The sequence below is a fragment of the Streptomyces sp. NPDC006134 genome (assembly GCF_040628835.1).
GTDB lineage: Bacteria > Actinomycetota > Actinomycetes > Streptomycetales > Streptomycetaceae > Streptomyces.
Genome location: NZ_JBEXTV010000008.1, coordinates 99417 through 125438, shown reverse-complemented (window position 1 = coordinate 125438; position 26022 = coordinate 99417). Strand labels below are relative to the sequence as shown.

Genomic DNA, 26022 nt, shown 5'->3' with positions numbered 1-26022 from the left:
CCCGTCCCGCGGGCGAACGGCAACGGCCCCGGCCGTCGCGATGACGGTCGGGGCCGTTGCCCTCTGTCCCCGGCGTGCCTCAGGCCGCCGAGCCGGACTCCTCGGCCGGCTTGCGGTGACGGCCTCGCGGAGCCGTCTCGCGGTCGTGGCTGGAGACCGGGCCACGGTGCCGGCCCCGGCCGGCGGCGATCTTCTGAACGTCGGCACCGTCGGCCGTCATCGGCTGGTCCGTGCTGGCGTTGCTCATCGGAAGGAACTCACCCCGTCAACATGATCTTTCCTACGGCCGGGCGAGTGTAACCGGCACACCTCGGGCCGAATCCAGACGGCCGCGCCAACCGGCATTACTTCGTTACAAGCCGCCCCAACGGCGCTTGTTGCAACGGCACCGGGCGCGTTGCCGCGGCGGACACCGGAGGATCAGCTTCCGTGTCCGGGACCGGTTCCGCGTACCCGCCCGGGACCGGTTCCGCGTACCCGCCCGGTGACGCCGGTTCCGAGGGGCCGCCCGGCGCCGCTTCCGCGGACCCGCCCGGCGCGGGGGGCGAGGCCGCCGGCGCCGGCGCCGGCTCCGTACCGTCCCGGGCCGGAACCCCCGGGCGCGCGTCCTGGGCCCGGCCCGCGTCCCCGGCCCGGTCCTCCCAGGGCGCGGGCACCGCCGGCCGGGCCAGGCCGCACGGCACCGCGGCCGTGGCGTACGGCAGGCACAGCGCCCCGCCCGCGGTCCACCTCCCGGCGCCCGCGAGCCACCCCGCGGGTGCCGGGAGGTGGTGCACCCGCCGCTCCGCGGGCCGCCACACCCCGACCCAGCTGCCGAACGCGCCGTCGATGCGCAGCGCCACCGCGCACCCCTCCGGCGTCAGCGCCTGGCCGGGCTGGATCGCGAACGGCGTCACCGCGCAGTCCGGCAGCAGCAGGCACTCCGGGAAGCGCACCGGCAGGGTGCTGCCCAGCACCCCCCAGCCCAGCCGGGGCCGCCCGGGCGAGGGGGCGTCCGAGCGGATCAGCAGCAGCCCGCTGTCCGGGTCGGCCAGCAGCACCCGGTCGTCGCTGCCGGGGGCGATCTGCAGCAGCGGGGAGACCTCGCCGCCGCGGGCCAGGTCCACGACGACCGCCTTGGTGTGCCCGCCCGTCTCCCGGTTCACGGCCAGCATCCGCCCGGTGTGGTCCAGCCACACGCCGCCCGAGCAGCGCCCGTGGATCTCGGCGAGCCGCTCGGGCCCGTCCGCGCCGCCCGCCACCAGCCACACCGACGTCGTGTGCCGGCCGGTGGCGAGGGCGTACGCCCGCGTGCCGCCCGGGGCCGGCGGCAGCAGCCGCAGCCGGGCGCTCTCCTCCGCGCACGCCACGGCACCGAGCGGCAGCTCACCGGTGCCGGGGCCGGCCGGGTACAGCAGCGCGAAGACGTGCCGTCCGGCCGCCGTCCGGTGGACGAGGACCCGGCCGTCGCTCATCGGCTGCACCTCGGTGCCGGGCTCCTCCGGCTGGTGGGAGGGCAGGGGCACGGCGTACGGCTCCGGGCCGTCCAGCGTCCAGCGCTCCGGGTACCAGCAGCCGCCGCTGCGGGCCAGACGGGCGGCGTAGGCACCGTCGGCGGTGATGGCACAGCCCGCCCGTGGCGTTCCGCCGTCCTCAGAGCCCGTCGACGTCTCGATGGCACACGCTGTCATCGCACGGTCACCTCCTGTGAGGAAGCTAGTTTTCGCGCGTGCGGACGTGACGGCGGCGGTCGCGCGCTTCACACATATGGGTGGCACGGCGGCGATTCGTGCGAGGGAACCGGAGCGGCTGTGCTGTGCCGGACCGGCCCGGCGGTACCGGTACAACGGCGCAGAACAGGCAGGTAGCCTTGCTCTCGTGCCCCGTCTGTCAGAAGTCATCGCCGCGCTGGAGAACCTGTGGCCCGCCGAGCGGGCCGAGTCCTGGGACGCGGTCGGCACCGTCGTGGGCGACCCGGACCAGGAGGTCACCCGCGTCCTGTTCGCCGTGGACCCGGTCCAGGAGACCGCCGACGAGGCGGTGAAGCTGGGCGCCGACCTGCTCGTCACCCACCACCCGCTCTACCTGCGGGGTACGACGACGGTCGCGGCCTCCACCTTCAAGGGCCGCGTGGTGCACACGCTGATCAAGAACGACATCGCGCTGCACGTCGCCCACACCAACGCCGACACCGCCGACCCGGGCGTCTCCGACGCGCTGGCCGGCGCCCTGGACCTGCGCGTCGTACGGCCCCTCGTGCCGGACGCGAGCGACCCCGAGGGCCGCCGGGGCCTGGGCCGCGTCTGCGAGCTGGACCATCCGCTGACCGTCCGCGAGCTCGCCGCCCGCGCCGCCGAGCGCCTGCCCGCCACCGCGCAGGGCATCCGGGTCGCCGGCGACCCCGAGGCGCTCGTGCGCACCGTCGCCGTCAGCGGCGGCTCCGGCGACAGCCTCTTCGCTCACGTCCGGGAGGCCGGCGTCGACGCCTTCCTCACCGCGGACCTGCGCCACCACCCGGCCTCCGAGGCCATGGCGGACCTCGCCCCCCGTCCCCTCGCGCTGCTCGACGCGGCGCACTGGGCCACCGAATGGCCCTGGTGCGAGCTGGCCGCGAGCCAGCTCGACGAGATCTCCGACCGCAACGGATGGGACCTGAGGGTCCACGTCTCCAAGACGGTCACCGACCCCTGGACCGCCCACGCGGCGTCCACCCCGACCACTAGCCCCATGGGAGCCCCCAACTGAACGCCGCGCCCGCCGACCAGATCCGACTCCTCGACGTCCAGGCCCTCGACGTCCGCCTCCAGCAGCTCGCCCACAAGCGCAAGTCGCTGCCCGAGCACGAGGAGATCGACTCGCTGACCCGGGACCTCACGCAGCTGCGCGACCTGCTGGTGGCCGCGCAGACCGAGGAGAGCGACTGCACCCGCGAGCAGACCAAGGCCGAGCAGGACGTGGACCAGGTGCGCAAGCGCGCCGCCCGCGACCAGCAGCGCCTGGACTCCGGCGCGGTCTCCTCCCCGAAGGACCTGGAGAACCTCCAGCGCGAGATCGCCTCCCTCGCCAAGCGGCAGAGCGACCTGGAGGACGTCGTCCTGGAGGTCATGGAGCGCCGTGAGTCCGCGCAGGGACGGGTCGCCGAGCTGACCGAGCGGGTCGCCGCCGTCCAGGCCAAGATCGACGACGCGACCGGGCGCCGGGACGCCGCCTTCGAGGAGATCGACGGCGAGGCGGCCTCGGTGACCAAGGAGCGCGAGGTCATCGCGGGCTCGGTCCCCGCCGACCTGCTCAAGCTGTACGACAAGCTGCGCGCGCAGCAGGGCGGCATCGGCGCGGCCAAGCTGTACCAGCGCACCTGCCAGGGCTGCCGCCAGGAGCTGGCCATCACCGAGCTGAACGAGGTGCGCCGGGCGGCGCCCGACACCGTGCTGCGGTGCGAGAACTGCCGCCGCATCCTGGTGCGCACCGCCGACTCCGGGCTGTAGGAGCCGGTGGCGGTGCGGGAGTTCGTCGTCGAGGCCGACGGCGGGTCGCGGGGCAACCCGGGGCCCGCGGGGTACGGCGCGGTGGTGCGGGACGCGGCGACGGGGGAGACCCTCGCCGAGGCGGCCGAGTACCTCGGCGTCGCCACCAACAACGTCGCCGAGTACCGCGGCCTGCTGGCCGGCCTGTACGCCGCCCGTGAACTGGACCCGACGGCCACCGTCCGCGTCCGGATGGACTCCAAGCTGGTCGTCGAGCAGATGTCGGGCCGCTGGAAGATCAAGCACCCCGCCATGAAGCCGCTCGCGGCCGAGGCGGCGCGGATCTTCCCGCCCGGGCGGGTGACGTACGAGTGGATCCCGCGCGAGAGCAACAAGCACGCGGACCGGCTGGCCAACGAGGCGATGGACGCGGGCGGCCGCGGCGAGCGGTGGCGGCCGTCGGAGTCGACGGCGGCACTCGACACGTCCGCGTCCGACACGTCCGCGCTGGACACGTCCGCCTCGCGCGCCGCGGCCCCCGAACCGCCGGGCCCGCCGGGCGACGCGACGGCGGGCGCGGCCCGGGTGCGCGCCGCCCTGGCGGAGGGCCGCCCGGCCACTGCCTCCACCGGGAGCCAGACCGATCCCGGCTCCCGGGCCGATCCCGGCTTCCAAGCCGATCCCGGCTCCCGGGCCGATTCCGGCGCCCGGACCGCTTCCGACGCCCGGACCGAGGCCGGCGCGCGATCCGCGCAATCCCTCCGTACGCCCCGGGCGGGAGAGCCCGCCCAGCCGTCGGACGCCGCTGTCACCGGCCCGGCCGAGGTCACCGGCCCGGCCGAGGCCACTGATGCCACTGAGGCCACTGGCCGGTCCGAGGCCGCCGACCGGTCCGAGGCCGCCAGGGCGGACGTACGGGCCGCCCGGACGGTCGCCACCCCCGGCTGGGGACCCCCCGACATGGGAGCCCCCGCCACCTTCGTCCTGCTGCGGCACGGGGAGACCCCGCTCACCCCGCAGAAGCGGTTCTCCGGCAGCGGCGGCAGCGATCCCTCCCTGTCCGACGCCGGCCGGGAGCAGGCCGAGCGGGTCGCCGCAGCCCTCGCCCGGCGCGGCACGATCCAGGCGATCGTGTCCTCGCCACTGGCCCGCACCCGGCAGACGGCCGCGATCGTCGCCGCCCGCCTCGGGCTGGAGGTGACCGTCGAGGACGGCCTGCGCGAGACCGACTTCGGCGCCTGGGAGGGGCTCACCTTCGCCGAGGTGCGCGAGCGCTGGCCGGACGACCTGAACGCCTGGCTGGCCTCCCCGGACGCCGAGCCGACCGGCGGCGGCGAGAGCTTCGCGGCGACCGGCGCCCGCATCGCCGCCACCCGGGACAAGCTGGTCGCGGCGTACGCGGGCCGCACCGTCCTGCTGGTCTCCCACGTGACGCCGATCAAGACGTTCGTACGGCTCGCCCTGGGCGCCCCGCCCGAGGCCCTGTTCCGCATGGAGCTGTCGGCGGCCTCGCTGTCGGCGGTGGCGTACTACCGGGACGGCGGCGCCAGCGTCCGGTTGTTCAACGACACCTCACACCTGCGCTGAGCGCAGCGCCGCCGCCTCCCGCGCCAGCTCCTCCACCCGCTCCCAGTCCCGGGCGGCGACCGCGTCCTTCGGCAGCATCCAGCTCCCGCCGACACAGCCGACGTTGGGCAGCGCCAGGTACGCGGGCGCCGAGTGGGGGCCGATCCCGCCGGTCGGGCAGAAACGGGCCTGCGGCAGCGGGCCGGCCAGCGACTTCAGGTACGCCGTGCCGCCCGCGGCCTCGGCCGGGAAGAACTTCATCTCCCGCACCCCGCGCTCCAGCAGCGCCACCACCTCCGACGTGGTCGACACCCCCGGGAGGAACGGCACGCCGGAGGCCCGCATGGCCTCCAGCAGCGCGTCCGTCCAGCCGGGGCTGACCAGGAAGCGCGCCCCGGCCGCCACCGCGTCCGCCGCCTGACCCGGCGTGATCACCGTGCCCGCGCCGACCACCGCCTCCGGGACGCCCTCGGCGATCGCCCGGATCGCGTCGAGCGCGGCCGGCGTGCGCAGCGTCACCTCGATCGCGGGCAGCCCCCCGGCGACCAGCGCCCGCGCGAGCGGTACGGCGTCGGCGGCGTCGTCCAGGACGACGACGGGCACGACGGGCGCGAGGTCCAGGACGGAGACGGCCGGGCCGGAACCCGTGGCGGGGTCCGTGGCGGAGGACACGGCGGGGGAAGGGTGGGGCACTGATGAGGTCATGACCTCATCGTGCCCGCCCGCCCACACCCTGCGCAAAGGTCGTTGCGCACAGTGCAACGCATGAGGGTGCCGGTCAGTGGACCTCGGTCACCAGCACGTCCAGCGACCACGGCTTCCCCGCCTTCGCGGGCGCCTCGGCCTCCACCTCGTAGCCGAGGTCCCGCAACACCTCCACCAGCTCGGCCGGGCCCTCGGGCGCCGCCCCGGACGTGAGCAGGCTCCGCACGATCCGCCCCTTGGTCGCCTTGTTGAAGTGGCTGACCACCTTCCGGGTCGGCGCGTGCAGCACCCGTACGGTCGCCGTCCGCCCGGCCACCTCGCCCTTCGGCTTCCACGCCGCCGCGTACGCCGACGACCTCAGGTCCAGCACCGGCCCGTCCCCGGCCGCCTCCGGCAGCACCTGCGCCATCGGCGCCCGCCAGTGCGCGGCCAGCGCGCCGAGACCGGGCAGCTTCACGCCCATCGAGCAGCGGTAGGAGGGGATCTCGTCGGTCACCCGGACCGCGCCCCACAGCCCCGAGAACACCAGCAGGCAGCCGGCGGCCCGCTGCCGGGCCTCCGCGTCGAGGGAGGCCAGGTCCAGCGCGTCGTACAGCACCCCCGTGTAGATCTCCCCGGCGGGACGCGCCCCCGCCGTGCGCAGCTCCGCGTTCTTCGCGACCTCGCCGCGCAGCCCCTCGCTCAGCCCCAGCACCTCGCGCGCCTTGTCCTCGTCGCCGGCGCACAGCTCGACCAGCTCGTCGAGGACCGCCGCGCGGGCCGCGGCCAGCCCCGGCAGCGACAGCGACTCCGGCTTCAGCGGGGCCCCGGAACCGGACGGCGCCTTACCCTCGGACGGCGGCAGCAGGACAAGCACAGGTACTCCTTCGATCGGGCTCCGTGCCAGCGTACGGGGCGCTCACCGGTGGGTGCCGGTCTCCACGGCGAGGGCGCGGACCAGGCCGTCGGCGTCGTCGGCGTGGAAACGGACGGTCCGCACCGGCCGGCGGCGCCCGAAGAGGGACACGTGGGTGACGGGCTCGGTGAGTTCCAGCGTGACGGAGGTCTGGGAACCCACGACCAGGTCGAGCTCGCCGTCGGCCTCCCGGTGCGTGGTCCGCAGCTCCCGGCGGACGGAGGCGATCCGCTCCAGCGGGACGCGCAGGTCCGTATGGAGGCCCTGACGGATCCGCAGGGTGCCGGAGCCGAGCACGTGCGGACGGACCACGGACGCCGCGTGCAGGCCGACGACGAAGAGCAGGGTGTACACGTCCAGGACCAGCATCACCGCGTGCGCGGCCGGCAGGTCCCGCAGCAGCACGGACATCCCCACCGTCTCGAGCGCGCACACGAACGCGAGCCCCCACGTCATCGCGCCCTGCCCCCGCGTGTAGCCGAACGCCCGCCCGCCCTCGGTGCCGTGCGTGCGCCGCGCCGCCCACAGCGCGAGACTCACCAGCATCCGCAGCTCGTGCCGGACGAGCGCACGGGTCACCTTCATGCCCCCTCCCCTTCCCCGGTGTCACCGGTCTCTCGGGTCACCATCTCCAGCGCGCGGCGGAAGGCCTCCGCCTGGGCCGGGGCGAAGTCGGCGTACAGGGCGCGCAGGAAGCCGTCGTCGTGGTCGAGGGCAACCGGGTCCGGGAGCAGGCCGGGCGGAACGCAGCCGGCCAGCGCGCGGGCCGCCTCGTCGACGCGCGGGTCGTCCGGCGCCGCGTCCGCGAGCGCGTCGAGCAGCGCGTACGCCGCACCCGCCCGCGCCACCGCCTCCGGGCTCCCCAGCGCCTCGCCCAGCGCCGACGTCATCCGCTGCCGGGCCTGCTCCGGTGCCGTGGTCTCCAGGAAGGCGAAGATCTCGCGGTCCTTGGCCGCCATGGGGGAGTCCGGCAGGTGGGCCGTCCCGGCGAAGAGCGCGGCCAGCTCCGGCGAGACGGGCCCCTCGGCGGGCAGCCCGCCCTCCGTCTCCAGCAGCGCGCGCAGCCGGGCCCGCCGCGCGCGGAGGGCCTCCTCCTGCCGGGCGAGGTCCTCGTCCAGCTCGGTGAGCACCTCCTCCAGGTCCTTCCCGGCGTCGTCCGCGAGCACGTCCCGCACCTCGGCCAGGCCCAGCCCCAGCTCGGTCAGCCGGCGGATGCGGGCGAGGACGACGGCGTGCCGGAGCGTGTAGTGCCGGTAGCCGTTGGGCCGCCGCTCCGGTTCGGGCAGCAGGCCGAGATGGTGGTAGTGCCGCACGGTCCGCGTGGTGACGCCGACGGCGCCGGCGAGTTCTCCGATCCGCATGCCCCCAGTACAGACGTTGACGTCGCGGCAAGGTCAAGGGGCGGACGGCTCGCCGCCTGACGCCGGTATGCGCTCTGTGCCACGATCGAGGGAACGGTTTCCGATCTCTCGGACAGGTGATCAGCCGATGTCCCAGTCTGGCGAGCGACCGAAGGAGGGGCGTGACATGACTGCCATGGCCCACGAGCCGTTCACGCAGGAAGAGGTCCTGCTGGAGGGCTTTCTCGCCCTGGACGCCCCGGAGGGTTTCCGGGCCGAGCTGATCGAGGGGGAGATCGTCGTGACGCCACCGCCCGATGGAGATCACGAGGACTACATCAATCTGATCATGAAGCAAGTGATCAGGCGTTCCCGGACCGATATGGATTTCTCCGGCAACAAGGGCCTGAAGCTCAAGGGCGGACTCCACTGCCCGAAGGACCGTGTGATCCCCGACGGTACCTTCGCCCCCGCCGAGCTGCGCCTCTACCGAGGCGCCGATCCCTGGATGCCCTGTGACGGCGTCGCCCTGGTCCTGGAGGTGACGTCCAGCAGGCCCCAGGCCGACCGGGAGGCCAAACGCCGTTGCTACGCCCGCGGCGGCATCCCCCTCCACCTCCTCATCGACCGCGACGAGTCCTCGATCACGCTGTTCAGCACCCCGGAGAAGGACGACTACCGGGAACACTGCACCCGCCCCCTCGGCAAACCGCTCACCCTCCCGGAGCCCTTCGCCTTCGACCTGGACACCGCGGACTTCCTCTGATCCCCTGTCGGTGAAGGGGGGAAGGCCGGTGCGCACACAGGAACAGACGAGGCGGACCCGAGCCCGCCTCGGCCACGACGGCCCGCCCGTCGGCCTCCTCACCGCCCTCCCCCACGCTCGGCTTCGCTCGCGCGGGAAGTGCCCCCACCGACCGCCACGTCTACGCCCCCCACGCCCACGCCGAGTTCACCGCCGACGGCACCCTCGCCGCCCTCCCGCACTTCCCCGAGCCCGTCCTGGACGACCCGGAGCTCGCCCGCGCCCTGCGCGCCGCCCACACCGACCTCGCCCGCCACCCGGACCCCCTGGAGGCCGAGTCCCGCCTGCCCTGGCTGCTCACGGCCCTGGCCCGCCGCCACTCCACCGCCCGCGCCGCCGCCGACACCGTGCCCGGCGCCCACCGCGTCGCCCGCGCCGTACGCGACCGCCTCGCCGACGAACTCACCGGCCCGCCCTCCCTCGCCGCGCTCGCCACCGACCTCGGCCTGTCCCGCTACCAGCTCCTGCGCGCCTTCCGTACGGCGATGGGGACACCGCCGTACGCCTGGCTCGCCCAGCACCGGGTCACCCCGGGCCCGTGCCCTGCTGGACGCCGGTCTGCGCCCCGCCGAGGCGGCGGCCCTGGTGGGCTTCGCCGACCAGGCGCACCTGACGCGCTGGTTCCGCCGGGTGCTGGGGGTGACCCCGGCGGCGTACCGCAACAGCGTTCAAGACCGCGGGTGAGGGCGGCGCCGGACTGCCGCCATGACTGCACGCGGCTGGGCTCTGTTCTCCCTGATGGGAGTGGTCGGGGGCATCCCCTGTCTGATGATCAAGGGGGCGGTGGACGACCTGTCCCCGTCCGTGGTCGTGTTCACCCGGTGCGCGCTCGGCGCGGCCCTCCTGCTCCCCTTCGCCCTCCGCCGGGGTGGCCTCGCCCGCACCGTCCGGGCGCACCGGAAGCCCATGCTGGCCTTCGCGGTCATCGAGATCATCGGCCCCTGGTGGACCCTCACCGACGCCGAACGCCACCTGTCCAGCTCCACCGCCGGCCTGCTCATCGCGGGCGTCCCCGCCGTCGGGGTCCTCCTGGCCCGCCCCTCCGCCCTCCCTCCGGGCGAGGTCCTGGCCGCCCTCGCCGGCCTGGGCGTCGTCTGCACCGCGATGGCGTTCGTGGCCTTCCTGGAGCTGATCAAGGAGATCGGCCCGACCCGCGCCGGCGTCATCACCTACGTCAACCCGGCGGTCGCCGTCGCCGCGGGCGCCCTCTTCCTCGGCGAGGACCTGACCCTCGCCATCGGCGCCGCCTTCGCCCTGATCCTGGCGGGCTCGGTCCTCGCGACGGCCGCCGCCGGTCCGAGGCGGGAGGTCCGCCGGGTACCATGGTCGGCACGGCAGACGAGCCGGGCGGACGGCCGCGTGGAGTCCCCCTAGGGGGCTTCCCGAGGAACGTCCGGGCTCCACAGGGCAGGGTGGTGGCTAACGGCCACCCGGGGTGACCCGCGGGACAGTGCCACAGAAAGCAGACCGCCGGGGACCTCGGTCCTCGGTAAGGGTGAAACGGTGGTGTAAGAGACCACCAGTGCCCAGGGTGACCTGGGCAGCTAGGTAAACCCCACCCGGAGCAAGGTCAAAAGGAAACACCCCGGTGTTTCTGCGCGGACGTTCGAGGGCTGCCCGCCCGAGTCCGCGGGTAGACCGCACGAGGCCGGCGGCAACGCCGGTCCTAGATGGATGGCCGTCGCCGGCGGGCCCGCGAGGACCCGCCGGAACAGAACCCGGCGTACAGCCCGACTCGTCTGCCCCCTCTCCACTCCCCCCGGACCAAGGGGACCTCTTCGCGCGCAACTCCCCTTTCGCGGCCGGTCCGTGGCGCTCGCTCACCGCGCCGGGCATGGAATGTGATCATGAATACAGTTGCCGGTGATCACGTAGGGAAACGCCGGTGGGCAACGGGGGGATTGTTAGCATCCTCGTGACGCGATCATGAATTCAGTGTGCATCGGGTGGAGACGTACGGCTCCCCGGCCAGCCACTGGAGGTGCATAAGCGTCGGTTGCACTTCGTTCAAGCGGCGACACGGATCGCCGATCTCCAGAAAGCAGTTGCCGACTTGCAGTGTGTGTCGGACCGTAAAGTCGTGGTGACCGGGCTGGGGGCGATCACACCGCTCGGTGCCGACGTTCCCGGGCTGTGGCAGGGCCTGCTGGCCGGGCGGTGCGGCGTCCGGGGGCTCCACGACGCCGAATTCGCCGGACAGCCGGTGCGGATCGCGGCCACCGTCGAAACGGATCCCGCCGAGCTCCTGACCCGCCCCCGGGCCCGCCGTATGAGCCGCGCCGCGCAGTTCGCCGTGCTCGCCGCCCGGGAGGCGTGGCGGGACGCGGGGTTCGACAGCGGGGGGACCGTGGCCAGCGGGATCGATCCGCAGCGCGTCGGGGTGTCGGTCGGGACCATCATCGGCGGCGCTCCCGTCCTCGTCGAGGGGGACCGCCGGCTGAGGGACAAGGGCGTGCGCGGTGTCTCCCCGCTGACCGCCCCGATGACCGTGCCGTCCCAGCCGGCGTCCCAGATATCGATCGACCTCACCGTCACCGGCGAGGCGCGCACCGTCGTCAGCGCCTGCGCCTCCGGAACCGAGGCCATCGGCAGCGCCGTCGAGCGCATCCGGCGCGGCCACGTCGACATCGTCCTGGCCGGCGGGGCCGAGGCCGTCGTGACGCCCGCCGTGATGGCCTCCTTCAGCGCCATGCGGGCCCTGTCCGCCCGCAACGACGAACCGCACCGCGCGTCCCGGCCCTTCGCCAGGGACCGGGACGGTTTCGTGCACGGAGAGGGCGCCGGTCTCCTCGTCCTGGAGGCCGAGGAGCACGCGCGTGCCCGCGGCGCCCGGATCTACTGCGAGGCCGCCGGGTCGGGGCTCTCCGCGGACGCCCATCACCTCGCCGCTCCCGACCCCTCGGGGAACGGCATCGTCCTGGCGCTGCGGCGGGCCCTGGCCGACGCCGGCGCGCGGGCGGCCGACGTCGTCCACGTGAGCGCGCACGCCACGGCCACCGTCGAGGGCGACCTGGCGGAGGCGAGGGCCCTGAGCGCCGTTCTCGGTGACGCGACGGGCCGTGTGGCCGTTCCCGTCACGGCGGTCAAGGGGAACCTCGGGCACCTTCAGGGCGCCGCGGGCGGCGTCTCGGCGGTCGCCGCCGCGCTCACCCTCCACCACGGCCTGATCCCGCCCACGATCGGCTGCGACGAACAGGACGACGCCGTCGACCTGGACCTGGTCACGGGGCGTGCGCGTCCGCTGCCCGCGCACGGGGACGTCGTGCTGAGCAATGCATTCGGGTTCGGCGGGCACAATGCCGTACTCGCCTTGCGGCGCAGGCCGCAGCCGCCGGGCGAGTGACCGCCGCGCGTTCCCGCCGGCGTGTAAAATGAATTTTCGGAATATGCGCTGGTGGGGGAGACCGCGTCGGCGTGAGAAATGCACGCGGAGGTTGGTTTTCCCGGTGGATACCGACATCGATGCCGGCCCGCATCATGAAGTGACGTCGGACTCCATGAAGCTGTCGGCCCTTTTGCGGGGATGGCGGCAAGAGGCCGGTGAGCGGCTGCGGCGAGGCAGAGCCCTGCCGCAGAAGGAAGTCGCCCACCGGATGGGCGTCAGCGAACGCTGGTACCGCGGCCTCGAAAACGACGAGCCCGTCTCACTTCCGCCGGAAACGCTGACCCGGCTGGCGGACGCGCTGGAGCTCGGCCTGGACGAGCGCCTGGCCCTCTACGCCCGCACCCTCGGCGCGGTCAGGTTCACCCCTTCCGAACAGGAAGGGCTGGACGGGGCGACCGCGCTGTTCAGGGAGCTGTTCGCGGCGCAGAGCCGGCATCCGGCCTACCTCACCGACCGCAGATGGAACGTCATCGGCTACAACAGTGTCATGGCCGCCTGGTTCCCCTGGGTCCTGCGGCCCTCGGCGAACCTGCTGCGCTGGACCCTGGGAGACCCGCAGGCGCGGCAACAGCTCGTCGACTGGCGGGACAACGCCCGCGTCTACCTGGCACAACTGCGGTTCTCCATGGTCAACAACCCCGGTGACGCCGAGCTGGAACACCTGCTGTCCGACGTGCTGGCCGACCCCGAGTGCCGGGCCCTGTGGGAAAAGGACTCCCGTGTGGTCGCCTACCGGCAGGGGCACCCCTTCCGGCTGCGCATCCCCGCGGTGTCGTCCGAGGACATCACGGTCACCTCCGAGGTACTGCTCCCCGCCTATCACGACGGGTTCCGCTTCGTCGTGCTGCTGCCCGCCGAGAAGGCCGCAGAAGAGGCCGTGGAGAAGGCTGCGGAGAAGGCCGCCGAGAAGGAATGAGAAGGCCGGCCCGGTGCGTGATGCGCCCGGCCGCGTTCCGCGTCAGTCTAACAACAGGCCGTCCGGCAAATTCTTGCCGGACGGCGAGCCACGTATTAAAGAGTCCGACCGGCAGACATCTGCCGGTCGGACTCTTTTTTGTGCGGCAAATATCTGCCGCTTGACAGTTTCCGGGGCCGCTGGAAATATCCACGTCTTGCCTGGGCCGTTTCGACCGGCCCGCCATCGGCGCGGCGGTCGGAAGTCCGGCCGTGTATTCCTCGGACACATGGGTTCAAAAAATGGCGCTGAAATTCGCGAGTACGGCTCACCAGACCGTTCTCGCCCGTCGACACCAGAATCGCCTCGACCAGGCGCTGGTGGAAGCGGACTACCGCAGCCGCTTCCGCAACTGGGAGCGGGTGGCCACCGTCCGGAACAGCCCGGTGCGAGAACTGGGCGCCGACGGGGAACTGTTCTTCACTCCCGAACTCGTTCCCGCTCTGTCGCATCCGATCCTGGAGAAGGCCGAACCGCACATCCGTGAAGCCGTGCTGGTCCACCGGCTCTACGAGTACCTGAAATTCACCATCGATCTCGAACAGAGCGCGGTGATCCCGGTGACCGGGCACATCAGCCGGGGCATGTCCGGACTGGACCTGCCCGAGGGAATGCTCCGGGACGCCTTCAAGATCTCCACCGACGAGGCATGGCACGCGCAGTTCACCTACGAGCTCATGCGCGAGGTGCGCGGCCGTACCAGGATCACCCCCGTCCTCCCGGACGCGCCGACCTTCACCGGCGTACTGGCGCGGATCCACGAGGACCTGCCGCAGGAGATCCGGGGGCTGGACGAGATGCTGTTCGCCATCGTGAGCGAGACCCTCATCTCCTCCGTCCTCGACGAACTCCCGCAGGACGAGCGGCTCCCCGGAGGAGTGCGCGACATGGTGGCCGACCACGCGGTCGACGAGGCCAAGCACCACACCTACTTCTCCACACTGCTGCGCCACCTGTGGCCCGCGATGACGCGGAAGGAACGCGAACTGGCGGGCCCCTACATCCCGCAGCTGATCTTCGCGTTCCTCGAACCGGACTACGCGAGCACGGCGCTGGGCCTGCGGGCGGCGGGCCTGGCCGGCCACGAGGTGGAACAGATCATGAGCGACGTCTACGCGCGCGACACGATCGTCGCCGACGTGCGCCGCGGTGCCGCACCCACGCTGCAGTACTTCGTCGAGGCCGGCGCCCTGGAGCACGCCGCGACGCGCGAGGCGTTCCAGGAATCGGGGCTGATCGCATGAACAAGGCCGTGGTCCAGGCGGCCCGCGCGCTGACGCCGACCGTCACCCAGTACCAACTCACCCACGCTCCCGGGGCCCCGCGCCTGCCGGCCGCCGTGCCCGGGCAGCACGTCACGCTCCGCGTCGGCCCCCGGCTGAAGACCCTCACGGTCGTCGCGGCCGACGACGAGGGCTACCGGCTGGCGGTCCGCGAGCGGCGGCGGGACGACCGGCGCGGTCCGCTCGCGGCGCGTCTGCACGTCGGGGCGGCCGTCGGCGTCACGGCACCCGCCGGGCGTTTCACCGCCGACACCCCCGTGCCCTTCACGCACTTCCTGGCCGGCGGGGTGGGGATCAACCCGGTCCTCGCCGTCCTGGCCGGCGGGCGGCTGCGGAACTGGCACCTGCTCTACGTCGACCGGGGCACGGAGGAGTTCCCGTTCCTCGCGACGATCCGGGAACTGGCGCGGGAACAGGGCGGCGTTGTCACCGTCCACGACACCGCGGCCCAGGGGCGCCCGGACTGGGCGGACGTCGTGGCCCGGATACCCGCCGGCGGCGCCGTCGGCGTATGCGGACCGCAGGCCATGGTCGCGGCCGTGCGCGACGCCGCCGACGGGGCGCCCGGCCGGCGGGAGCTGATCGCCGACGGGCCGGTCCCGGCGGCGGCCGGCGACGTGCCCGCCACGGTCGAGGTGCAGTGCGTCAAGAGCGGCGTCTCGTTCCAGGCCGCGCAGAACCGCCCGCTGCTCGACGAACTGAGGCGCAACGGCGTGTCCGTCCCGTCGTCGTGCCGCCAGGGAATCTGCGGGACCTGCGAGATCGAGGTCCGCTCGGGCCGGATCGACCACCGGGACGACGTGCTCACCGAGCAGGAAAAAGCCGAGTCCGACTACATGATCGCGTGTGTCAGCAAGTCGATCGGCACGCGGCTGGTACTCGACGTCTGACGCCCGCGACACCCTACAGAGGACGTACATCTCTTGCTCAGCAAGCTCTCGGCGGTGCCGCGGCCCGTCCTGTTCTATCTCGCCTCGTCGTTCTTCATGGGGCTGTCCAACACCATCTTCGACGTGGTGTTCAACTTCTACCTCGCCGAGCGCGGCATCGACGAGGCTTCGGCGGGCGTGATCTACGCCGTCGCCACCGGGGTCATGGCGGTCGCCGTCGTCCCGCTGCTGCTCCTCGGCCGGGTCGTGTCGCAACGGGCGATCCTCGTCGGCGCGTCCGTTCTCTTCGCCTGCCCGTTCGCCGCCATGCCCTTCGTGACCTCGGTCCCGGCGGCGTCCGCCTTCCTGAGCGTGAACCTCGCCGGCATGCTGGGGCAGCTCTCGGTCGGCAACTCGATCGCCGGAGCGCATGTCTCCCCAGCGGCCCGCACCCGCCTGTTCAGCGGGTTCTTCATCTGCTACCTGGGCGCCGGCGCGGTGGGCTCCACGCTGGTCTCCCTGCTCGGCGGGCTGCTCGACACCAGCGACCTGAGGAAGTACCAGTTCTTCCTGCTCCTGTCCTTCCTGTCGGGCTGCCTGCTGGTCGCCGCGCGGGTGGCGTCGGCCCGGCAGGCGCCGCGCGCCGCCGCGGCCGGAACGGACGCGGCGAGCCGTCCGCCCGGTGAACGGCGCAACTTCGTGGTCCTGTTCGTGGCGGCGGGGTGCCTGGGGGCGTCGATCGCCCTGGTCTTCAGGTTCGCCAACGTCCTGTTCGCCCAGATCTACGACCTCCCGGTCGGCGAGGTCTCGCTGATCCTGGGCGGCGACAAGATCATCAGCGTGATCGGCGCGGTCTCCGCACCCCTGCTGGTCCGGCGCTTCTCCCTGCGGCCGAGCGCGGCCTTCTTCGGGGTGCTCGCCTGCGTCAGCCTGCTCGTGCAGTCCCTGACCGTCCCGCTGGCGGTGTTCACCGTCTTCTACATGGTGCGGCTGCTGGCCAACTACTGCCTCATGCCGCTGCTGGACACGGTGGCGATGTCGGGCTTCGCGCCGGCGCGGCGACTGGTCTCGATCAGTCTCCGGCAGTCCTCGTTCTACCTGGGCGGAGCCGTCGCCGCGGCCGTCTACGGAAACCTGCTGAACCAGGGCGACTGGCGGGCCGCGCTGTGGGTGTCGGGCGGATGCGCCCTGGCCGGGGCGCTCGCGGTGACCCTCGTGCGGGACGCGGAGGCCGCGCCCCCGCCCCCGGATGCAGGCGCGGGCGCGGAAAAGAGCGGCGACAAGGTGGTTCTCGAACATGCGTGATCTCGCGACCGCGAGTGCGCGCGACGGAGGAGGAAAGACGATGACCGGGATACTCGTGGTGGTGGACCCGTTCTCCAGCGGCACGGTGTTCGCGCGGCGCGCGAAGGAACTCCACGGCATGCGTTCCGTGGCCGTGGTGACGTCGGACTCGCTGCCGGCCGCCCTCACCGCGCACTACGCGCCGGACGACTTCATCGGGGAGGTCCGCTTCACCACCGCCGAGGAGACGGCCCGGCGGGTCGAGTCCCTCTGCGGAGGGCGGCCCGACGCCGTCATCTGCGGGTCCGAGCCGGGCGTGGAGGCGTACGACGCCCTGGCGTCCCACTGGGGACTGCGCCCGAACACGGGACCGTCGCAGGTGCGCAGGGACAAGTTCCTGATGCAGGAGCGGCTGCGCGAGGCGGGCATCCGGCACATCCGCCAGCACCGGGCGCCGGACACCGAGGACGCCGTCGCCTGGTGCGCCGGAAGCGGCCTGCGCGAGTTCGTCGTGAAGCCCGTGAAGTCGTTCGCCACCGACGGCGTCTTCTTCTGCTCGGGCCCGGAAGAGGTACGGGCCGCCTGCGAGCGCCTCTTCGCCCGGTCCGACTTCTCCGGCCGGCCCATCACGGACGTACTGGTCCAAGAGCGCGTCATGGGACCGGAGTTCGTGGTGGACTCGGTCTCCCTGGACGGGGCGCACTTCGTCGTCGACATGTTCCAGTACACCAAGGAGAACGTGGACGGCAATCCCGTCTACCGGGCGATGACGTCGGTGGAGCCGGCCGAGCACCCCGGCATCGTCGCCTATGTGGAGCAGGCCCTGACCGCGCTGGGCATCGGCAACGGGCCCGCCCACAGCGAACTCGTCCTGACGGCCGACGGTCCGGTGCTCATCGAGACGGGCGCCCGCATGCACGGGGGCCAGGGACCGAGCCTGGTCGACGCGTCGTCCACCCATTCCCTGATCGACCTGGCACTGGCCTCGCGCGTGGCGCCGGACGACTTCCTGCGGCGGACCGAGGTCCGGCCGTCCCTGCGGCGGGGCGTCGTGGAGTGCTTCCTCTTCGCCCCGGTGACGGGTGTCGTCACCGCCAACCGGGTCCGCGCGATGTGCCGGGACCTGGACAGCTACCTCTACGACACCTGCGACCAGGTCCCGGGCGACCGCGTCGACAGGACGACCGACCTGATCACCTCGTACGGGCGCGTGGTCCTGGCGAACGCCGATCCCGAAGCCCTCGCCCAGGACACGGCGACCGTGCTCGATCTCGACCGGCGCGGCGCGTTCATCGACGTCCGTCCGGTGGGCTGATCCGCGTGGGCGGGATTCTTCTGGCCAGCGGGAACCCCATCAAGATCGAGGAAGTCGGCGACGTCTTCCCCGAGGTGGAGGTGCTGCGCACCGACCTGCTGGAGGTGCAGTCGGTGGACGTGCGGTGCGTGGTGGAGCACAAGCTGGCGCAGGTGGCGGCCCTGGGGCTGCCGGTGCCCGTCCTCGTCGAGGACACGGGCCTCGCCGTCGACGGCTGGAACGGCCTGCCCGGGGCGCTCGTCAGGTGGTTCGTGGACGGCCTGGGCGCCCAGGGCCTCAAGGACGCCGTCCGGTGCGGGGAGCCGGTGACGGCGACCGCCACGAGCGCGGTCGGCGTCGTGCTGGACGGCGAGTGCGCGATCTGGGAGGGCCGTACGGAGGGGCGGCTGGTCGACGGCCGGGGCTCGCTGGGCGGATGGACCTCCGTCTTCGAGGTGCGGGGGACCGGACGCACGCTGGCGGAGATGACGTTCGAGGAGCGGATGCGCTGGACGATGCGCCGCGAACCCCTCCTGGCGGCCCGCGACTGGATCGCGCGGCGGACGCCCGCGTGAGGAGAGCGTGACCGCTTTCGCGGGGACGGGGCCGTTCCCGGAATCCGCGAGGACCCCGGGGCATCGAGGAGCCCGGGGCCCGGGCGGAGCCCAGGGTCCGTGAGGCGCCCGGGGAACAGAACCCGGCGTATAGCTCGACTCGTCTGCCACCTCGCCGCAGAGGGGCCCCTGAACTGGCGTTTTGCCTGGTCAGGGGCCCTTTCTCTTGCTGAGGGTCGAGTGACCATTGCTCACTCTTCGTGGCTGTTTCCGGGTGTTTCTCAGTGCTGTGTGGCGATCGTGTGGCGGTGGAAACGGCGCGAATCAGCGTCCAGGGTGACGCCCAGCTCCTCCCCAGAGCGCACGGACGACCCCTTCGTACTCCTCTGGGAGTGCTAGCTCTCCACCCCCAGGATGGTTAGGGCATCCTTCTTAAATTCGAACAACCGTTCCCGTGATTAGCTAAGCGGAGCAAGTCGTTCCACATCCTCTGGGGGGTCTCCCGTGCCTACTCACCGATACTCCGCCGCTCGCCTGCTCGCCGTGCCCGCGCGAGGCGAGCGGCATAGGAGGACGGCGATCCTGGGCTACGGGATGCTTGCCACGGCGGTGGCCTACTCGGGCACCTACGCCGCCACCCACCAGGCCGCCGCACCCAAGGAGCCGGCCCTCGTGGCTCCGGACCCGCAGATCGGCAGCGCCGAGCACGAGGGTGGCCAGCAGGCCGAGGGGGCGCGTACTGCGATCTACACGAACGAGCCGCAGGACGGGTATGTCGTGTCCTTCTTCGACGGACACGGTGGCGTTGCGGGCGTCCCGATGACCGAGGAGCAGAGGCATGCGCTGATCAAGGAGGCCACCCGTCGGGGGATGAGCGAGGAACAGGCGTACGCGCTGGCCTACGGGCCCAACCAGGCGTCCGCGACGGTCGAACGGGAAGGCGAGATCGAAGAGGGAGCGGACGAGGAGACCGGGCAGGAGGCGACGCTGAAGGAGACCGCCGCAGCTCCCGGAGCCAGGTTGGCGAAGAAGACGGACGGTGACGAGGCGCCAGTCAGCCACGAGACCTACCGCATCCTCGCGCCGCTTGAGAACGAAATCGACTCGGCCCACGAGGAAGGGGCGGACGAAGGCGACGACGACGCTCTTCACCACGCCCTGGAACTGCTGCCCGAAGGAGTGCGAGACGTGATCCAGAACGTCTTGCCGTTCCAGAGCTTCATGCGCGAGCTTGCCGGGCCGGGCTTCGAGCCCGTGGTCGACATCGACCATGACCCGGAGGCCGGCACAGTTTCCCTCACCGCGGCTTCCCGCCTCTCTCCGCACGTGGAAGTCACCGCTCAGGTCGTTGCCCCGGTCTCCGACGCTGATTCGGAGTCCGCTTCTGCTTCCGAGCCCATCGTCACGGTCACGGTTACCAACCCGGTAACCAACGAGGTCTTGGCCGAGTCCGAGCCCGCCGCATGCGAAGGCGTCACGGACGTTCCCCGTGTCGCCATCGGTGAAGTCGTGGAGACTGTCATCGCCGCTTCGGACAGCGCACCCCAGGGGGAGGGTCACAAGGCCGTGAGCGAGGTCCAGGAAGCCGCGAACACGCCTGCGGAGACAGCTTCGAGCGCCTCGGACACTGCGCTCGGCGAGCTGCCCCGGTCGGCTGCGGAGGGCAGCGTGACCGGAGCGTCTCTGCCGTCACAGGAGGCTGGCGACGAGGGCCCGAAGCGGTGATTCGAGCCGCAGATTGTTTCCCCGCTCGAAGCCCTGGATGAACTCGCTCGCGGCGTAGAGCTGGGAGAAGCGGCCTGCTGGCGAGTCCAGCACATCGCTGAATCGGTCCCGAACCTGGGCTGCCACGTCGGGGGCCGCCAGGCTCGACACGTACAGAACCGCCACGTCGTACCCCTCGGGGGCACACCCCCAGCGCTCCCAGTCGATGATCTCCAGTTCCGGGCCGGCGAGGTTGGACCACTGGATATCCCCGTGTGCGGTGGTCCAGCTCGGCGGTTCCGTCGGGGCGCCATGGCCGAGGAACCTCGGCATGGCCCAGGTCAGCCGTTCGGCGCGAACCGCAACGCGCGAGCTCGACACACGGGAGATGGCGGCAAGGGCACCCGCCAGTTGGTCCCACCAGTGATCGGAGAGCCGCAGATCATCGGGGGGTAGCGCGGTCGCCGAGAGAGGCCGGCCGAGCAGATGGGTGTGCAGATCCGCGTAGTACGAAAACCCTCCGCGTTCCCAGCGGTGCATCCCGATGAACTGTGGCCTTGGCACCTTGGCGGGGATGTGCCACGCGGCGGCCTCGGGGCCGTTGTATGCCCCGGAGGTCACCTTGCCTCGGAGCTGACCTGCTACTCGAATCCAGCACTGACGGCCCTCCGCTGTGACCGGGGCAGACAGGGATCGCCCGTCCCAGCCCCACACCTCTGTGCCGCCTTCTTCCCGCTTGCACCCGAAGGTGTCTACGGCGTACTCCAGCTCTGCGCGCATGCGTGCGACGAGCTGTGCGTCATCAGGGAGCGAAGGCACTCGCGATTTCCTTCATGTGCTTGTCGGACAGCGGTTCTTCGACAGCCTTTGCGGCATCTGCCCAGTGTGCCGCAGACGACGCGGACAGGAGCAGACGCTTCACCCCCTCCGTGGAGGCGACGAAACCGAGAGCAACGCGCAGCGGTGACGCGCCGGGCGCTACCTCTTCCGCCACGGACTCGGGGATCATCTGGAGAAGGTCCCCGCCGTGAAGCGGGGCAGAGGCGAAGATGTCGATGTCCATGGACTGGGCGGTCGTCAGGAATCCGTAACCCTGCCCGGCGTCTACCAGCGGGCGGATGTGGACGATGGACAACGGGAGCTGGATCGCCGTGAGATGGCTGGTTCCACGACCGGCCTGCTTCGCGATATGGGCGATGCGATCCACTGAGATGAAGTTCTCGTGGAGGGCGTTCCAGGTGGCGACGCCATAGCCCCTGGTGAGGCCCCGGTCGACACATTTCTCCAGCGCGACGAAAGCCTCGTAGAGCCGGACTTCCAGGTCACGGCGGCTGTGAAGCTGGCGTTCCGGGTTGTGGACGAAGGTGATGGCGGGAGCGCGTCCCAGCGCGGCCAGGCTCTGCTGAGCCTGCCAGGTCACGGCCCGCGGATTCAGGCAGTGGCCCGCCTCCGCTTCCTCCTTGGTCAGCACGCCCTCGGCGAGGGCTTTCCGCGCCTGGTCGGGGGTGAAGAAGCCCACTTTCGTGGAGACGGGGACCAGCGGATAGGCGTCCAGCACCGGCTTGAGCTGCCGCTCCGCTTGACCGTGATGGTAGTTGGGGGCCGTGTCGATCCAGTCCGCCCCGCTGGCAACCGCCGCTTTGGCCGCCTCCGAGATGCTGCGCACCCGGTAGGTGCCGAGCCCGAGGGTCGCGTTCATCGGTCACCGTCCACGGAGACGATCTGCGCTTTGACCAACTCCCAGACGACACCGGCCACCACCTCGACGGTGAGCTGGGCGTCGGAGGCCAGATCCCGCAGCCGATGAGGCTGCCGGTCAGCCAACGCTCGTAAGACCGGGTGAGCGGCCCCGGCGAACGTGAGTGACTCTCCGCCCGCAGTGAGGACCGCGTTTCCCTCTGCGGTCAGCCGCAGGTCGTGGCGCGTGGTGAGGAGCCGGGCGGAGAGGTCCGGGTCGGCGGGCAGGCCGGCGACGAACGGAAGACTGGGGCGGAACCTCACCCGTTCGTTGGCGTCTCGGAGGGCGAAGTACCGGCTGATCACGTCCGGGTCGCTCAGCTCGGCGACGAGGAGGTCCCGCAGCGCCAAGGCGGTCTCGGTGCGCTCCTTGTCGGTGCCGAAGCGCGGCAGGTCGGTCCTCACGACCTCGTGCTCGCGCAGGATCTCCGACAGCCACACGATCAGGTCTGCGCCCGTGGCGACGCTCAGGCCACACGTCAGGTGAAGGGACCGCTCGCCCTCGGAGGCCGAAACGGAGTGCCACCAACCACGCGGGAGGTAGAGCACGTCCCCCGGGGTGAGAACGAACTCGGCTACGGGCTCCTCGGGAGGCTGCTCGGGCTCCGCCACGTCCACGTGCATGGGGGCTTTCCTGGTGGGTCCGTAAAGCCTCCAGCGCTTCGAGCCGTCCACCTGGACCACGACGACATCGTGGTCATCCCAGTGCACTCCGAAGCCTTCGCGGGCGGTCCAGGACGCATACAAGTTCACCTGGATCTTGGAGCGAAGAGCGGTCTCCAGCTCTGACGCCAGGGCCTGAACGCCGGGCAGCAGTTCATCGACCGCATCGATGACCAGCGTGGCCCCCGAGGCGAGCTGCTCGTGCAGTGCGGCCGGGTGGGTGCGATGGAAGACGGTACGGCGCTTGGCGACCTCGGGGACGGTGTAGGCGTCAAGGGGGATGACAACCCCATCGGCCGAGAGCCGCAGCCGAGGCGGCTCCATGCGGTGCTGGGCGAGCACATCGTTCAACTCGGCCCAGGTGAGGATGCCCGCGACGGACTCGGCGTCGCCGCGAGACAGGCGGTAGCTGCGGCCGAACGCCTCGGTGAGGAAGTCCTCACCGAGGCGCGCGACGACCGCAGAAGCAGATGCGGTCATGTGTTCATCCGTCCCGTCAGGCGTCGTTGCCGTCGGACTTGCCGCCGGTGTTGTCGGACGGGACGAACATGCGGGCTCGCGCAGCAGTGACCTTCTCGCGGGCGACCAGCAGGTCGCTGCTCGGGGTCTCGGGCTGCGCCGAGGTGTTCTGCTCCATTGGAACGTCCTCTCACTCGACTCGGCTCAGGAGGGTTTTCCGGAGCCGGCGTGCACCCGCCCGGCCACCGTCAGCCGGGCGGGAGTCCGTGTCAGGCGAGCCGCACCTCGTCGAAGGCGTCGGCCATGATTCCGAAGAAACGCTCGTCGTGGCGGTCCCGGAAGTCGGTACGGCGGTAGGGGGAAGCCCGAACCCAGTAGTCGCGGTTCGTCTCGCTCTGCATGAACGTCTCCGCGACGTTGCGTGCGCCGCGCTTGGTGATGTAGCCGTGGCGGAGCATGGCGCTCCAGAGGTTGACCCACCTGTTGCAGGTGATCATCCGGGCCCGGCCGTCCGCGTCGAGATCCTCGAAGTAGCTCGAATTGACGAGATCGGCGAAGCGAGGATCGGCAGCGGTGTCACGGGAGAGCTCGGCGTGCAGACCCACGAATGCGATGTGCTTCCGGTCCCGGTGCCGCCTCTCGGCGAGGGCGATGTGTGCGATGCCGAGGGCGGCACCCAAGGCCAGCGCGACGTGCTTCACGGTTGGTGTCCTTACCTTTCGGTGTTGGGGAGCCCAACCCCAACGCGCCCCACCATGGGAGGGAAGAGGGAGCGTTGGGGTTGGACTCGGGTTCCGTCCGCAGGGGGCGGGGGAATGGAACCTCCCCTGGGGGCGGAAGCAATGGCACAGACCAGCAAGGCGAGCAGCGCCAAGTGAACGCCAACAAATACCCACTGGTGTGCACGTCTGGGGTTCACGCGACCTCTTCGGCGAGGAAGGTGCCGACACGATCGGCGAGGGTGTGGTCCATCTCGCTGAGCGGCGTCCACCTCTGGGGTGCGCCCGGGGCAAACCGGCACGTCTCCGAGTGGGTGCGGTACAGATAGCGGATAGCCACTCGTGTACGCAGTCCGTCTTCCGGGTCCGCACGGGCGGGCTCCAGATGGATCGGGTCTTCGCAGCCGGGTTGAACCCAGACCTCCCAGGCGCCCAGGGCCCGCGCCAGGTTGATCGCCAGCTCCGGGAGGGTGTCAAAGCCTGCCGGTACTCCAGCCTCCGGAAGGCGGAGTCGGCCGCGTACGCTTTCGAGCGTCAGTACCCGGTGGTGCTCGTCGACGACAACGGGACTGACCTTGACGACCGGACATGACCCCCTGTGGGCGCAGGTGCCGGTCTTGGCGTGCTGCTGAAGCGTCTGCCACAGAGGGGCTAACGCCAGCGACTCGCCAGGCCGGCGGTGCACGTATGCGTTCACAACACGGGCAATTTCATGCGTGCCGACCATCAGCATCCCCCGGAAGTGGTGAGGCGCACCCAGCGGCGCCGGTGCGGATGTGCGCAGCCGCAGGAGGACGTGCCTGTCCTGCTCGGCGCGGCAGGCTTGGGCTGGGTCGATATGCCACCCCCCTCTTCGCCGCCCTCCTTGGGCTCCCGGCGCACCTGCTGGGCCTCGTACTGGAAGATCAGGCGTCGCAGCATCCGGGCGAGGTCCCGCATGTACGCGTGGACGGAGAAGGTGACGGCACCGTTCTTGGGCGCCCTCGCCAAGAGGTTCCTGACTTCCTCGTGGTCTCCGCGTGCCGCCACGCTGTCCCGGGGAAGCGCTGCGTCGAAGGCCCGGACCTGTTCGGTAAGCCGTGCCGTCGTGCTCTCGATCGCGTCACGCGTCGTGGTGTCGAGCTGGAGCGCCAAGGCGTCGTCGCTCATGCGGGTGGCGGCGGCGGTGTCCAGGAGAGGGACCGGTCGAGCGCGTTGGGCAGGGGGGTGCGTCATAGCTGTCTCCTGTGCTCTGACGAGCGTGGTGAAGACGCACGTCAGCGGGGGTTGAGCATCTGTTGACGAACTCGTGTGCGGTCTTGCGAGCGCTTGACGCGGCGTCAATACACCACGGCATGCGCCGGGTTGGGGTGATTCGCGGAATCTCCCGACGAGTGCAACGATGGCCCAAGAGAAACGTTGCGGGCAACCCCCCACGACAAGAAACGTTGCTTACAAGGCAACTGGCATATGACGACACTGCGACGCCCGGTACCCTGCGGGGCCAGGGAGGTGAGTCATGGTCGAAGCCCGACCGAACGTGCACCGTAGGCGGTTCGGATCACTGATGCGGTCACTGCGCCGTTCTGCCGGCCTGAGCCTGGAGGAGGCAGCAGAACGGCTTGGGCTCAGCGGCAAGCCAGCGCTCTCGAAGATCGAAAATGGCAAACAGAGAGTGTCGGGACTCGGGCTGACGGCCTTCTTCAGCGTCTACGGCGTGGAGTCGGAGGAGACACGGGCCAAGGTCCGGGCCATGGCAGCACAAGCCGCATCCGGCAAGCGTACGAACCTGCTGCACGAGTACCGGGAAGCTGTGCAGACTGACGGCTTCGAGGATTTCCTCTACCTTGAGGGCATGGCGATACGGTCAGAGGCCCTGCTGACGATGATCCCGGGGCTACTTCAGACCGAGGCGTACGCCACGTCCATCGTTGAGCGCAGCCAGGTGTGGTCATCGAAACGCGAGGTTGCTCGCTTCGTCGAGCTGAGACTCGCTCGGCAGGCGGTTCTCTCGCGAGAGGACCCGCTCGACCTGCACTGCATCCTGGATGAATCGGCACTGCGCCGCGTCGTCGGCGGGCCGAAGGTCATGAAGGAGCAGCTCGAATACCTGTTGACCGTGATGGACGAACGCAGCAACGTAGTCGTACAGGTGCTCCCCTTCGAAGCCGGTGCTCACGCTGCGATCGACGGCCCCTTCCAGCTTCTAGAATTCGAGGTGGGCTCGCCGATCGTGGTCGTTGAGACCAAGACAACCTCTGTCTACTTCGAGGAAGATGGGGACGTGGACCGGTACAGGTCCGCTCTCGATTCCCTCCGGACACAGGCCCTCGACGCGCAAGCGTCTCGTCGCTACATCCAAGAACTGACCAAGGACTGCTAG

General features: G+C 71.3%; 26 protein-coding genes, 1 other RNA gene and 2 pseudogenes. 16 read left to right on the top strand and 13 right to left on the bottom strand.

Annotation, left to right across the window (positions count from 1 at the left end):
- Positions 1-79 precede the first annotated feature (79 nt).
- The gene (locus tag ABZ340_RS07765) at positions 80-247 is read right to left on the bottom strand and encodes a hypothetical protein (protein WP_358780850.1); all 168 of its coding nucleotides are present in this window, start codon (positions 245-247) and stop codon (positions 80-82) included.
- A gap of 97 nt (positions 248-344) precedes the next feature.
- On the bottom strand, positions 345-1670 hold the full coding sequence (locus ABZ340_RS07760) for a hypothetical protein (protein ID WP_358780849.1): 1326 nt from the start codon (positions 1668-1670) through the stop codon (positions 345-347).
- 187 nt (positions 1671-1857) lie between these two features.
- Here ABZ340_RS07760 and ABZ340_RS07755 point away from each other — a divergent pair, with 187 nt between their 5' ends.
- From ABZ340_RS07755 to ABZ340_RS07745, 3 genes are read left to right on the top strand one after another with little or no spacing between them, the layout of a single operon-like run.
- Positions 1858-2724 (top strand): Nif3-like dinuclear metal center hexameric protein, encoded by an 867-nt coding sequence (locus ABZ340_RS07755; protein WP_358780848.1) that lies wholly within the window; start codon positions 1858-1860, stop codon positions 2722-2724.
- Entirely contained in the window at positions 2721-3464 is a 744-nt protein-coding gene (locus ABZ340_RS07750) for a C4-type zinc ribbon domain-containing protein (RefSeq protein ID WP_358780895.1), read from the top strand. Before ABZ340_RS07755 ends, ABZ340_RS07750 begins: the two co-directional genes overlap by 4 nt.
- A gap of 12 nt (positions 3465-3476) precedes the next feature.
- Complete coding sequence (locus ABZ340_RS07745) at positions 3477-5030, top strand: bifunctional RNase H/acid phosphatase (RefSeq protein ID WP_358780847.1); 1554 nt, start codon at positions 3477-3479, stop codon at positions 5028-5030.
- Here the strand turns inward: ABZ340_RS07745 and eda are convergent.
- From eda to ABZ340_RS07725, 4 genes are all read right to left on the bottom strand, one after another.
- Positions 5016-5714 (bottom strand): bifunctional 4-hydroxy-2-oxoglutarate aldolase/2-dehydro-3-deoxy-phosphogluconate aldolase, encoded by a 699-nt coding sequence (gene eda / locus ABZ340_RS07740; RefSeq protein ID WP_358780846.1) that lies wholly within the window; start codon positions 5712-5714, stop codon positions 5016-5018. The genes ABZ340_RS07745 and eda overlap by 15 nt on opposite strands.
- A gap of 73 nt (positions 5715-5787) precedes the next feature.
- Positions 5788-6570 (bottom strand): peroxide stress protein YaaA, encoded by a 783-nt coding sequence (yaaA, locus tag ABZ340_RS07735; RefSeq protein WP_358780845.1) that lies wholly within the window; start codon positions 6568-6570, stop codon positions 5788-5790.
- A gap of 42 nt (positions 6571-6612) precedes the next feature.
- A complete protein-coding gene (locus tag ABZ340_RS07730) occupies positions 6613-7194 on the bottom strand; it encodes a hypothetical protein (protein ID WP_358780844.1) in 582 nt (193 codons plus the stop codon).
- Complete coding sequence (locus tag ABZ340_RS07725; protein WP_358780843.1) at positions 7191-7970, bottom strand: MerR family transcriptional regulator; 780 nt, start codon at positions 7968-7970, stop codon at positions 7191-7193. The genes ABZ340_RS07730 and ABZ340_RS07725 overlap by 4 nt, the downstream gene beginning before the upstream one ends.
- A gap of 166 nt (positions 7971-8136) precedes the next feature.
- Here ABZ340_RS07725 and ABZ340_RS07720 point away from each other — a divergent pair, with 166 nt between their 5' ends.
- The 12 genes and pseudogenes from ABZ340_RS07720 to ABZ340_RS07665 all read left to right on the top strand — a co-directional run bounded on the left by ABZ340_RS07720 (position 8137) and on the right by ABZ340_RS07665 (position 20103).
- The gene (locus tag ABZ340_RS07720) at positions 8137-8715 is read left to right on the top strand and encodes a Uma2 family endonuclease (RefSeq protein WP_358780842.1); all 579 of its coding nucleotides are present in this window, start codon (positions 8137-8139) and stop codon (positions 8713-8715) included.
- A 28-nt stretch (positions 8716-8743) separates the two neighbouring features.
- Positions 8744-9438 (top strand): annotated as a pseudogene (locus tag ABZ340_RS07715) (AraC family transcriptional regulator).
- Between the two features lie 21 nt (positions 9439-9459).
- A pseudogene (locus tag ABZ340_RS07710) lies at positions 9460-9999 on the top strand (EamA family transporter); the annotation flags it as partial.
- 94 nt (positions 10000-10093) lie between these two features.
- An RNA gene (rnpB, locus tag ABZ340_RS07705) (RNase P RNA component class A) lies at positions 10094-10496 on the top strand.
- A gap of 338 nt (positions 10497-10834) precedes the next feature.
- Positions 10835-12097 carry a beta-ketoacyl-[acyl-carrier-protein] synthase family protein gene (locus ABZ340_RS07700; RefSeq protein WP_358780841.1) on the top strand — a complete coding sequence of 421 codons (1263 nt, stop codon included), beginning with the start codon at positions 10835-10837 and terminating at the stop codon, positions 12095-12097.
- Entirely contained in the window at positions 12027-13055 is a 1029-nt protein-coding gene (locus tag ABZ340_RS07695; protein ID WP_358780840.1) for a helix-turn-helix domain-containing protein, read from the top strand. Before ABZ340_RS07700 ends, ABZ340_RS07695 begins: the two co-directional genes overlap by 71 nt.
- A gap of 281 nt (positions 13056-13336) precedes the next feature.
- Positions 13337-14338: a diiron oxygenase gene (locus ABZ340_RS07690; RefSeq protein WP_358780839.1), complete on the top strand. Its 1002-nt coding sequence runs from the start codon at positions 13337-13339 to the stop codon at positions 14336-14338.
- On the top strand, positions 14335-15267 hold the full coding sequence (locus tag ABZ340_RS07685) for an iron-sulfur cluster-binding domain-containing protein (RefSeq protein WP_358780838.1): 933 nt from the start codon (positions 14335-14337) through the stop codon (positions 15265-15267). Before ABZ340_RS07690 ends, ABZ340_RS07685 begins: the two co-directional genes overlap by 4 nt.
- 33 nt (positions 15268-15300) lie before the next feature.
- The gene (locus tag ABZ340_RS07680) at positions 15301-16551 is read left to right on the top strand and encodes an MFS transporter (protein WP_358780837.1); all 1251 of its coding nucleotides are present in this window, start codon (positions 15301-15303) and stop codon (positions 16549-16551) included.
- 40 nt (positions 16552-16591) lie between these two features.
- Positions 16592-17845 (top strand): ATP-grasp domain-containing protein, encoded by a 1254-nt coding sequence (locus ABZ340_RS07675; protein WP_358780836.1) that lies wholly within the window; start codon positions 16592-16594, stop codon positions 17843-17845.
- Between the two features lie 5 nt (positions 17846-17850).
- Positions 17851-18399 (top strand): non-canonical purine NTP pyrophosphatase, encoded by a 549-nt coding sequence (locus ABZ340_RS07670; RefSeq protein WP_358780835.1) that lies wholly within the window; start codon positions 17851-17853, stop codon positions 18397-18399.
- A 573-nt stretch (positions 18400-18972) separates the two neighbouring features.
- Positions 18973-20103 (top strand): hypothetical protein, encoded by a 1131-nt coding sequence (locus ABZ340_RS07665; protein ID WP_358780834.1) that lies wholly within the window; start codon positions 18973-18975, stop codon positions 20101-20103.
- Here ABZ340_RS07665 and ABZ340_RS07660 read toward each other — a convergent pair.
- From ABZ340_RS07660 to ABZ340_RS07630, 7 genes are all read right to left on the bottom strand, one after another.
- Positions 20068-20862 carry a hypothetical protein gene (locus ABZ340_RS07660; protein ID WP_358780833.1) on the bottom strand — a complete coding sequence of 265 codons (795 nt, stop codon included), beginning with the start codon at positions 20860-20862 and terminating at the stop codon, positions 20068-20070. The two genes, ABZ340_RS07665 and ABZ340_RS07660, sit on opposite strands and share 36 nt — an antisense overlap.
- 22 nt (positions 20863-20884) lie before the next feature.
- Complete coding sequence (locus ABZ340_RS07655) at positions 20885-21781, bottom strand: aldo/keto reductase (RefSeq protein WP_358780832.1); 897 nt, start codon at positions 21779-21781, stop codon at positions 20885-20887.
- Positions 21778-22962, bottom strand: a complete 1185-nt coding sequence (locus ABZ340_RS07650) for a cupin domain-containing protein (protein WP_358780831.1) — start codon at positions 22960-22962, stop codon at positions 21778-21780. The genes ABZ340_RS07655 and ABZ340_RS07650 overlap by 4 nt, the downstream gene beginning before the upstream one ends.
- 16 nt (positions 22963-22978) lie before the next feature.
- The gene (locus tag ABZ340_RS07645) at positions 22979-23119 is read right to left on the bottom strand and encodes a hypothetical protein (RefSeq protein WP_358780830.1); all 141 of its coding nucleotides are present in this window, start codon (positions 23117-23119) and stop codon (positions 22979-22981) included.
- A 91-nt stretch (positions 23120-23210) separates the two neighbouring features.
- Positions 23211-23642, bottom strand: a complete 432-nt coding sequence (locus ABZ340_RS07640) for a DUF6082 family protein (protein WP_358780829.1) — start codon at positions 23640-23642, stop codon at positions 23211-23213.
- A gap of 214 nt (positions 23643-23856) precedes the next feature.
- Positions 23857-24393, bottom strand: coding sequence for a hypothetical protein (locus ABZ340_RS07635; RefSeq protein ID WP_358780828.1), 537 nt, complete (start codon positions 24391-24393; stop codon positions 23857-23859).
- Positions 24387-24875 carry a hypothetical protein gene (locus tag ABZ340_RS07630; protein ID WP_358780827.1) on the bottom strand — a complete coding sequence of 163 codons (489 nt, stop codon included), beginning with the start codon at positions 24873-24875 and terminating at the stop codon, positions 24387-24389. The genes ABZ340_RS07635 and ABZ340_RS07630 overlap by 7 nt, the downstream gene beginning before the upstream one ends.
- A 283-nt stretch (positions 24876-25158) precedes the next feature.
- On the opposite strand from ABZ340_RS07630, the gene ABZ340_RS07625 reads away from it, so the two are divergent.
- On the top strand, positions 25159-26022 hold the full coding sequence (locus ABZ340_RS07625; protein ID WP_358780826.1) for a helix-turn-helix transcriptional regulator: 864 nt from the start codon (positions 25159-25161) through the stop codon (positions 26020-26022).